General features: G+C 66.1%; 6 protein-coding genes. 3 read left to right on the top strand and 3 right to left on the bottom strand.

Annotated features, from left to right (window positions below):
• Nucleotides 1-152: 152 nt before the first annotated feature.
• The 3 genes from I6F31_RS33025 to I6F31_RS33015 all read right to left on the bottom strand — a co-directional run bounded on the left by I6F31_RS33025 (nucleotide 153) and on the right by I6F31_RS33015 (nucleotide 3,338).
• On the bottom strand, nucleotides 153-1,505 hold the full coding sequence (locus I6F31_RS33025; RefSeq protein ID WP_036014704.1) for a hemolysin family protein: 1,353 nt from the start codon (nucleotides 1,503-1,505) through the stop codon (nucleotides 153-155).
• A gap of 67 nt (nucleotides 1,506-1,572) precedes the next feature.
• Nucleotides 1,573-2,715 carry a 3-dehydroquinate synthase gene (gene aroB / locus I6F31_RS33020; protein WP_225186805.1) on the bottom strand — a complete coding sequence of 381 codons (1,143 nt, stop codon included), beginning with the start codon at nucleotides 2,713-2,715 and terminating at the stop codon, nucleotides 1,573-1,575.
• The gene (locus I6F31_RS33015) at nucleotides 2,712-3,338 is read right to left on the bottom strand and encodes a shikimate kinase (RefSeq protein WP_036042618.1); all 627 of its coding nucleotides are present in this window, start codon (nucleotides 3,336-3,338) and stop codon (nucleotides 2,712-2,714) included. The genes aroB and I6F31_RS33015 overlap by 4 nt, the downstream gene beginning before the upstream one ends.
• A 174-nt stretch (nucleotides 3,339-3,512) precedes the next feature.
• Between I6F31_RS33015 and I6F31_RS33010 the strand changes: the two genes are divergently transcribed.
• The 3 genes from I6F31_RS33010 (at nucleotide 3,513) to I6F31_RS33000 (ending at nucleotide 5,866) form a co-directional block, all read left to right on the top strand.
• On the top strand, nucleotides 3,513-3,659 hold the full coding sequence (locus I6F31_RS33010; protein ID WP_036026218.1) for a hypothetical protein: 147 nt from the start codon (nucleotides 3,513-3,515) through the stop codon (nucleotides 3,657-3,659).
• 16 nt (nucleotides 3,660-3,675) lie between these two features.
• The gene (gene xerD, locus I6F31_RS33005; RefSeq protein ID WP_225113633.1) at nucleotides 3,676-4,632 is read left to right on the top strand and encodes a site-specific tyrosine recombinase XerD; all 957 of its coding nucleotides are present in this window, start codon (nucleotides 3,676-3,678) and stop codon (nucleotides 4,630-4,632) included.
• A 271-nt stretch (nucleotides 4,633-4,903) separates the two neighbouring features.
• Nucleotides 4,904-5,866, top strand: coding sequence for an acetyl-CoA carboxylase carboxyltransferase subunit alpha (locus I6F31_RS33000; protein WP_225186804.1), 963 nt, complete (start codon nucleotides 4,904-4,906; stop codon nucleotides 5,864-5,866).
• Nucleotides 5,867-6,000: the final 134 nt, after the last annotated feature.

Raw genomic sequence — 6,000 nt, 5'->3', positions numbered from 1 at the left:
TCGGCTGCGTAAGATTGGTATAAGAGACAGGTACTGTTGGATGTGGGAAGACCGTCACCCCCCCGCTACGCATTGCGCTGCTCTTCATGCGTAGCGACCCATGGGCGAGCTACGCTCGTCCCGGACCCCTCCAGGGGAGGGTAAGGGAAAAATTAGAACGACGTCCCGGCCCGTCTCGGCTTTGCCTCTTCGAGCTCGGCCTCGCGCGTCACCGGTGAAATACGGAGCGCGGTGATGCGGTTGCGCTCGCGGCGGAGGACGCGGAAGCGGAAACCGTGGAAGGTGAAGCTCTGGCCGCGGTCGGGGATCGAGCGCGCCTCGTGAATGACGAGACCGGCGACCGTGGTTGCCTCTTCATCGGGCAGATGCCAGTCCATGGCGCGGTTGAGGTCGCGGATCGGCACCGACCCGTCGACCACGACGGAGCCGTCCGGCTGACGGCGCACGCCGGCGACCACCACGTCATGCTCGTCGGAGATGTCGCCGACGATCTCCTCCAGAATGTCTTCCAGCGTCACGAGGCCTTCGACCTCACCATACTCGTCGACGACGAGTGCGAAATGGGTCTTGCGGCGGCGGAACGCCTTGAGCTGCTGGGATATCGGCCGCATCTCCGGCACGAACCAGGGCGGCAGCATGATGGTGGTGACGTCGATGCGCGACGTGTCGCCCTCCGATGCGCGGATCGCGCGCAACAGATCCTTGGCGTGCAGAATGCCGATGATGTTCTCCGACTTGTCCCGCCACAGCGGAATGCGGGTGTATTCGGTGGCCAGCACCTCCCGCACCAGCTCCTCCGGCGGCAGGTCGGCGTTGATCATCACCATGGCCGTGCGGTGGACCATCACGTCAGACACCGTCAGCTCGCCGAGACGGAAGACGTTGTGAATGTACTCGGCCTCGCCGCTCTCGATCTTGCCGTGCACGGCCGATTCCTCGACCAGGCCCTCGATCTCCGAATCCGTCAGGATTTCGTGTTGCGAGAACTCCTGCACCCCCATCAGACGGAGGATCGCGCTCGACGCCGTGTTGAGGCACCAGCTCAGCGGGTAGAACAGGAGGTAGGAAAAATGCAGCGGATAGGCAATCCACTGCGACACTGGCATCGGCTCCCTGATCGCAAGCGTCTTCGGCACCTGCTCGCCGATGACGATGTGCAGCGAAGAGAAGACCAGAAAACCCGCCACGAACGAGGTGAAGTGCAGCGTGGCCTCCGACATTCCGAGCGGGCTGAGGACGGGGCTCAGCAGCGCAGACACCGTCGGCTCACCGATCCAGCCGAGACCGAGCGAGGCCATGGTGATGCCGAGCTGGCAGCAGGCGAGATAGGATTCGATGTTCCCCATCATCGTCTGCAGCAGGCGCGCGCCGAAGCGGTTCTGCTCGACCATGGCCTTGACGCGGAAGCCGCGGCTCTTCACCAGCGCAAATTCCGCCGCCACGTAAAACGCGTTGGCGGCGAGCAGGAGGGCCGCAAGCAGCAGATTGATCGAGATCGAACTCATGTTTGCCTCGCGACCGCCCCGGCAGTCCCCGCCGTTTCGCGGGCGGCCGATCTGAACGGTCCCGTCATCACTGCGCGAGCTTCTCTTTCAGGAAGTCGCGCACCGGCGCCGGCTCGACGTCCTTTGCGATCACCGCGCGGCCCACCGCCTCCAGCAAGATGAAGGTGAGCTTGCCGCGCGTGACCTTCTTGTCCTGCGCCATCAACGCCATCAGCGCGTCGGCATCGGCAAGCCCTTCCTGCGCAAAGCCGGCGATGTCCTGCAGGCGCGTCGGCAGGCCCGCCTCGATCAGATGGCGCTCGACGCGTGCCGCATCGGCCTCGCCGATCATGCCGAGCTTCGCGGAGAACTGCGCCGCCAGCGTCATGCCGATGGCGACGCCCTCGCCGTGGAACAGGCGGTCGGAGAAGCCGGTCACAGCCTCCAGCGCGTGGCCGAAGGTGTGGCCGAGATTGAGCAGCGCGCGCTCGCCGGTCTCGCGCTCGTCGCGCGCGACGATTGCGGCCTTGGCCCGGCAGGAGGTCGCGATCGCATGCTCGCGGGCCGATCCGCCCCTCGAGATGTCGGCATGGTTCTTCTCCAGCCAGCTGAAGAAGGCCTCGTCGCCCAGCACGCCGTATTTGGCGACCTCGGCATAGCCGGCCCGGAACTGGCGCGGCGACAGCGTGTCGAGCACGGCGGTGTCGGCGATGACGAGCACCGGCTGGTGGAAGGCCCCGAGCAGATTCTTGCCCTGCGGCGAGTTGATGCCGGTCTTGCCGCCGACGCTGGAATCGACCTGCGCGAGAAGCGAGGTCGGCACCTGCACGAAATCGACGCCGCGGCGCAGGATCGCCGCGGCAAAGCCGGCGAGATCGCCGACCACGCCGCCGCCGAGCGCGATGACGAGATCGTTGCGCTCGATCTTCGCTGCGATCAGGGCCTCGCTGACCTTTTCGAGCCCGGCATAGGTTTTCGAGATCTCGCCTTCCTCGACGACGATGCGCGAGGTCGGAATACCGCTGGCTGCGAGCGACGCCTCAGTGGGCTCGAGCCAGTATTTCGCGACGGTGCGGTCGGTCACGATGGCCGTGCGCACGCCGGGACGCAGAGCGGCGACACGCTCGCCGAGCGAGGCCAGCACGCCGCGGCCGATGACGATCTCATAGGCGCGGTCACCGAGTGCGACGTCGACCTTGATGGGATCGGAATGTTTCAACGGCGCAGTCATCTTGACGCACTCGCAATGTCGGCAGGCGGTTGGGCTGGCTCTCCGCCGCAGAGACGGGCGTGCAGCGCCTCGATGCATTCCTCGACGATTCTGTCGTGCGGCACGTCGCGCGAGGCGATGGTGAGGTCGGCATTGGCATAGATCGGCTCGCGCTGGGCGAGAAGGCGCGTCACGGTTCCTTCGGGATCGGCGGTCTGAAGCAGCGGACGGTCGGCACGGCGCCGCACGCGGCGCATGATGACGTCATGGTCCGCCCTCAGCCAGATCGAGATGGCCTTCGCCGCGATGCGTGCGCGCGTCTCCTCGCGCATGAAAGCGCCGCCACCGGTCGCCAGCACGATCGGCCCGCCCTCGAGCAGCCGCGCGATCACACGGGCCTCGCCGTCGCGGAAATAGGGCTCGCCGTGGGCCGCAAAGATCTCCGGGATGGTCATGCCGGCATGGGCCACCTCGATTTCGGTGTCGGCATCGATGAAGGGCAGCCTGAGCCGGGCCGCGAGGCGGCGGCCGATGGTGGATTTGCCCACCCCCATCATGCCGACGAGCACGATCGAGCGCGCCCCGAGCGCCGACAGGATGTCGGCCTCGGGCGAAGCAGGAAGCGGCAACGCGGCGTCGGACATCGTCTCGCTCGACTGGATCTCGCTCGAACTGCCGCCAGATGCGGCATGGCTTTGGCCACCTATACGACCCCATGGGGGCCCTCGCCAGAGGACTCTTGCCACGAAACGGCGAACATGTTGGATGATTTCATTGGTTAATTTGGCTGCCGCGCCCCGACCCGAGACCCCAGAACGATGCCGAGCCTGTTCCGCTTCCTGACGGTCGTCGCCGTGATCGGCGGCATCGTCTATGGCGTGGTCTTCGCGCTGGCGAACTTCGTCAACCCGAAGCCGCGGGAAATGACGGTGACGATCCCGCCGGACAAGTTTCTCAAGAAATAGGAGCTAGCCTCCCGGCATGCCCGCCAAACCCTCAGACACCAGGCTCATCGGCCTGTTCCTCGACATGCTCGCCGCGGAACAGGGCGCCGGCCCCAACACGCTCGATGCCTACCGCCGCGACCTCAGCGATTTCTCGGAATTTCTGGGCCGCGTCGGCCATACATTCGTGGATGCCGAGACCCAGACGCTGCGCGACTATCTCGTCGATCTCGACACCCGCGGCTTCAAATCCACCAGTGTGGCCCGCCGGCTGTCCGCGATGCGGCACCTCTACCGTTTCCTGCTGAACGAGCGCATCCGCGGTGACGATCCCGCCGCGATCCTGTCAGGTCCGAAGCGCGGCCGCGGCCTGCCGAAAGTGTTGTCGATCGCCGACGTCGACCGCATGCTCCGCCGCGCCAGGGAATTGAGCGAGGCGGAAGATGCCTCGCCGTCGAAACGGCTGCGTGCCTTGCGGCTCTATTGCCTGCTCGAGGTGCTCTACGCCACGGGCCTGCGCGTCTCCGAGCTGGTGGCGCTGCCGCGCTCGGCGGCCAAGCGCGACGCCCGCATGATCGTGGTGCGCGGCAAGGGCAACAAGGAACGGCTGGTACCGCTCAACGACGCCTCGCGGCAGGCGATGGCGGACTATCTCGCCGCCACGGAAGCGGCAAAGGCCGACAGGAAGAACAGCGTGGCCGCGTCGAAATGGCTGTTCCCCTCGTTCGGCGAGAGCGGACATCTGACGCGCCAGCATTTTGCCCGCGACCTCAAGGAGCTCGCGGTTGCGTCCGGCTTGCAGGCCCGCCTGGTCTCCCCGCACGTGCTGCGCCACGCCTTTGCCAGCCATCTGCTGCACAACGGCGCGGACCTGCGCATCGTGCAGACCCTGCTCGGTCACACCGACATCTCGACCACCCAGATCTATACCCATGTGGTCGAGGAGCGGCTGAAGAGCTTGGTGCGCGACCTGCACCCGCTGGCGGAGAAGTAGTTGCTGCTGGTAGCCCGGATGGAGCGACGCGTAATCCGGGGCCGCCTCCTCGCGGCCAGACCTTCCCGGATTGCGCTGCGCTCCATCCGGGCTACGGGTAAAGGGTGAAACCGCCTTGACTTCGGCCACATCTCCGCGGAAAGAGCCGGGGCCTCACGGCTGATTTGGCCGACTGCACCAGCACACAAGCCAAACCATTGAAGACGCTACACTTCTTTCCGCCGCCCCAACTTGCTTCGCTTCTCGCGCCCCGTCCCCCTATATTGAGTTGATGCTAGACCAGATGCGCAGCTATCTCGACTTCGAAAAGCCCGTCGCCGAGCTCGACTCCAAGGTCGACGAATTGCGCGCGCTCGCCGCCACCGGCACCGACATCAGCGACGAGGTCGGGCGGATCGAGGACAAGGCGGCGCAGGCGCTGGCCGACCTCTATGCGAACCTGACGCCGTGGCAGAAGACGCTTGTGGCGCGGCATCCGCAGCGGCCGCATTTCAACGACTTCATCAAGGGCCTGATCACCGAATTCACCCCGCTCGCCGGCGACCGCAAGTTCGGCGAGGACGAGGCGCTGGTCGCCGGCTTCGGCCGCTTCCGCGGTGAGCCGATCTGCGTGATGGGCCAGGAAAAGGGCGATTCCACCGAGAGCCGCATCCGGCACAATTTCGGCATGGCGCGGCCGGAAGGGTATCGCAAATGCGTGCGGCTGATGGAGATGGCCGAGCGGTTCGGCCTGCCGGTGCTGTCGCTCGCCGATTCGGCCGGCGCCTATCCCGGCATCGGCGCCGAGGAGCGCGGCCAGGCGGAAGCCATCGCGCGCTCGACCGATGCGTGCCTGGCGCTGACCGTGCCCAACGTCGCGATCATCACCGGCGAGGGCATGTCGGGCGGCGCCATCGCCATCACCACGGCCAACAAGGTCCTGATGCTCGAGCACGCGATCTACAGCGTGATCTCGCCGGAGGCGGCGTCCTCCATCCTCTGGCGCGACGGCACCAAGGCGCAGGAAGCCGCCAACAACATGAAGATCACCGCCCAGGACATGCTCCGCTTCGGCGTGATCGACCAGATCCTGAAGGAGCCGGTCGGCGGCGCCCACCGCGACCCCGCCGCCATGATCGCCACCACCGGCGAGGCCATCGCCACGGCCTTCGACGAGCTCCGGAACTTTGACGGCGATGCCATCCGCAAGCAGCGGCGGCAGAAATTCCTCGATATCGGCCGGAAACTGGGGTGATTCAGCATTCCAGGACGTCATTCCGGGGCGCCCGCAGGGCGAACCCGGAATCTCGAGATTCCGGGTTCGGTGCTTCGCACCGCCCCGGAATGACGATGGGGTCCTCGTAACCCCGCGTTAACCCTTTTTTTGCC

This window comes from Bradyrhizobium sp. NBAIM01, assembly GCF_020194115.1.
Lineage (GTDB): Bacteria > Pseudomonadota > Alphaproteobacteria > Rhizobiales > Xanthobacteraceae > Bradyrhizobium > Bradyrhizobium yuanmingense.
The sequence above is the reverse complement of the archived record's forward strand: the minus strand, read 5'-3'. Positions and strand labels throughout refer to the sequence as shown.